General features: G+C 67.0%; 3 protein-coding genes. 2 read left to right on the top strand and 1 reads right to left on the bottom strand.

The genetic code is table 11. The features are described 5' to 3' along the window. On the top strand, positions 1 to 508 hold a 508-nt coding region (locus EN935_RS29340), incomplete at its 5' end, for a LysR family substrate-binding domain-containing protein (RefSeq protein ID WP_164771419.1). Positions 509 to 595: 87 nt separating this feature from the next. On the opposite strand, the gene EN935_RS29335 is transcribed toward EN935_RS29340, so the two are convergent. Further along, complete coding sequence (locus EN935_RS29335; RefSeq protein ID WP_057143392.1) at positions 596 to 1,207, bottom strand: TIGR00730 family Rossman fold protein; 612 nt, start codon at positions 1,205 to 1,207, stop codon at positions 596 to 598. Between the two features lie 126 nt (positions 1,208 to 1,333). Here EN935_RS29335 and EN935_RS29330 point away from each other — a divergent pair, with 126 nt between their 5' ends. After that, positions 1,334 to 2,863: a LysM peptidoglycan-binding domain-containing protein gene (locus EN935_RS29330; RefSeq protein ID WP_127373894.1), complete on the top strand. Its 1,530-nt coding sequence runs from the start codon at positions 1,334 to 1,336 to the stop codon at positions 2,861 to 2,863. The last annotated feature ends 46 nt before the right edge of the window (positions 2,864 to 2,909 follow it).

Here is a 2,909-nt window from a genome sequence, read left to right as displayed (position 1 = left end):
GCGTTCGGCCGCCCAGGTGGAGGGACTGCGGCAGCGCTCTCTGGATCTGGGCTTTGTCTACTCGCCGCCAGCCGACGATGACCCGGATGTCGCCGCCATGGCGCTGCGGCACGAACCGCTGGTGCTGGCGATCCCCGAAGATGATCCGCTCGTTCACGGATCAGAGATCGGGCCGCATCACCTCGACGGTCGCACCTGGATCACCGTCGTGCGCCAGCCTGACGACACCAATCGTGGTCAATTCCTCGCCGCCTGCGCCAAGGCCGGCTTTCTGCCCGACATCGCCTATGAGACGGCGGATCCGCTGACCTCGCTCGGCCTGGTCAGCGCCGGGCTCGGCCTGGCGACGGTGCAGGCCAGCCTGCGTGCCGCCGCACCGCCGCGGATCGTGTTTCGCGACCTGCCGTGGTTCGACCGTACGGTTTCCATCTATCTTGCCTGGCGGCGTCATGACCGCCGCGCGGTCATCGCCGGCTTGCGGCAGGCTGCTGGGGCAGTAGGGCAGTAGGGCAGTAGGGCAGTAGGGCAGTAGGGCAGTAGGGCAGACACTCCAGGCAATTCACATATTGCCTTACTGCCCTACTCCTTTGCTCCCCTAAAGTTTGTCGATCACCGACTGCACGCCCTCGGTCGGCGCATCGACGGAGGACCCTGCCACCATGATGGCGGCGACGATCGCCTCGGGGTCGTCGACGACCAGCGGCTTGACCCGCTGCGCGGTGTGGATGAAGCCCTCGGCGGCCATGTGATCGAGCAACGCCAGCATCGGATCCCAGAATCCGCCGACATTGCCGAAGACGATCGGCTTGCGATGATGGCCGAGTTGCCCCCAGGTCATGACCTCGACGATCTCCTCGACCGTGCCGATGCCGCCCGGCAGCGCCACAAAGGCGTCGGATTTCTCGAACATCTTGTGTTTGCGCTCGTGCATGTTGTCGGTGATCAAGAGCTCATCGAGCCGGTCCAGCGCGGTTTCCGTCGCTTCCTTGTTAATCAGGAAGCGTGGAATGATGCCTGTCACCTTGCCGCCGGCTTTGAGCGCGCCTTCGGCGACAGCGCCCATGATACCCTTGGTGCCGCCGCCATAGACCAGCCGCAGTCCCGCTTTGGCAATCGAGCGCCCGAGCAGGTGTCCGGCCTTGATATAGGTTTCATCGCGGCCCGGAGACGAGCCGCAATAGACGCAGACGGATCGAATCGTGTTCATAACGATGATTGGTGATTGGGTCTGAAAGCGCGGTCAAGCCCCAAGGGTTAACAAGGGCGGGCTTTTTCTTGTCGGCTTTGGCAAAACAGGCTAGACCGGCGTTAGGTGGCTAAGGGGTAGGGAAGTATGGCAATTAATCCATTGAAGGCGTTCCTGTTCGCGGCGGGTGGGACCGTTGCGGCCGCGGGAACCGCCTATGTATCGGGCGCACTCGACCCGTATCTCAATCACACGCCGCCGGCGAACGTGGCGGCGCTGACGCCGCCCGCGGCGCCGAAACCGGCCGATCCCGGCACGGAAGCGCGGCTGCCGCCAGCGGAGGTCCCGGCAGCTCCTGCTGCGGTGCCCCAGGCAACGGCACCGGCCGCCCCGGCAACGGATGCGGCGGCTCCGGCAGCCCCGGCTGCGGCCGGCCCGATCGCACCGTCCTTCGATGTCGTGCGCGTCGAAAGCAATGGCTCGATCGTCGTCGCCGGCAATGCGGCTCCAAATGCAAAGGTCGAGATCCTCAATGGTTCGACGGTGCTTGGATCGACCGTAGCTGGTCCCGATGGCGCCTTCGTCATCATTCTCGACGATCCGCTGAAGCCTGGCGACTATACGATTGCGCTGCGCGCGACCACGGGCGATGTCGTGACGCCCTCGGTGCAGACCGCTGTCGTCTCTGTTCCCAAGGATGCGGCCGGCCAGGTTCTGGCCATGGTCGAGGAGCCGGGCAAACCGGCCGAACTGCTCACCGTTCCCGCGCCCGAGACAAAGCCGGCCGCACCGGCTGCCGGCGACCAGGCTGCCGCGCCGGCTGCTCCCGCAGCCGAAACGCCCGCGGCCACAGCTCCGGCACCAGCCGCCCCGGCGGCACCAGCGCCAGCCGTGGTTGAAGCAGCACCGGCTCCGGCAGCGCCGGCGACGCCGCCCGCGGCAGCCGTGGCCGAGCCTAAGATCGTCGTCGAGGCGGTCGAGATCGACGGCAACAAGATCTTTGTCGCCGGCCTCGCCGATGCCGGCCGCAAGGTTCGCGCCTATGCCAACGACATCCTGCTCGGTGACGCACAGACGTCGCCGGACGGCCACTTCCTCGTCGAGGCGACGCGCGACATTCCGGTCGGCAGCTACACCATCCATGTCGACGGTCTCGATGCCGACGGGGTGAAAGTGGTGGCCCGCGCCGCCGTGCCGTTCGAGCGCGAGCCGGGCGAAGCGATCGCCGCCGTGGCGCCTGCCGAAGCAAAACCGGCCGCACCTGCTGCCGCCGAAGCGCCCCCGGCACCTGCTCCTGCCGCACCAGCTACAGAGGCGCCGGCCGTTGCCGCGGCTCCGGCCACGACGCCCGCTCCCGCCACCGATGCTCCGGCCGTCGTGGCGGCGGCGACGCCGCCAAGCGATGTGCCCGAGACCGTGGCGCCCAAGCTCGAACATGCTGATGGCGCCGTCATCATCCGCCGTCACGACACGCTGTGGCGGATTTCGCGGCGCGTGTACGGCCATGGCGTGCGCTTCTCGACCATCTACCTCGCCAACCAGGACCAGATCAGCGATCCCGACCGCATCTGGCCGGGGCAGGTGTTCAAGGTCCCGGAAAAGTCGAAGGAAGGCGAAGCCGCCGACCTCAAGGCGATGGGCGAGCAGGCAACGACGGCGCCTGCCAAGTCGCAGTAAGGTGCTTGAGCGCCGATCTCCCCCTCAAGGGGGAGATCGGCAGCGT

The sequence above is a fragment of the Mesorhizobium sp. M7D.F.Ca.US.004.03.1.1 genome (genome assembly GCF_003998635.1).
GTDB lineage: Bacteria > Pseudomonadota > Alphaproteobacteria > Rhizobiales > Rhizobiaceae > Mesorhizobium > Mesorhizobium loti.
Note: the sequence above shows the minus strand (reverse complement) of the source record. Positions and strands in the feature narration are given on the sequence as shown.

What these genes read in the sequence shown, in the direction of transcription:
- EN935_RS29335 (WP_057143392.1), bottom strand. Translation starts at nt 1,207, where the DNA reads ATGAACACGATTCGATCCGTCTGCGTCTATTGCGGCTCGTCTCCGGGC.
- EN935_RS29330 (WP_127373894.1), top strand. Translation starts at nt 1,334, where the DNA reads ATGGCAATTAATCCATTGAAGGCGTTCCTGTTCGCGGCGGGTGGGACC.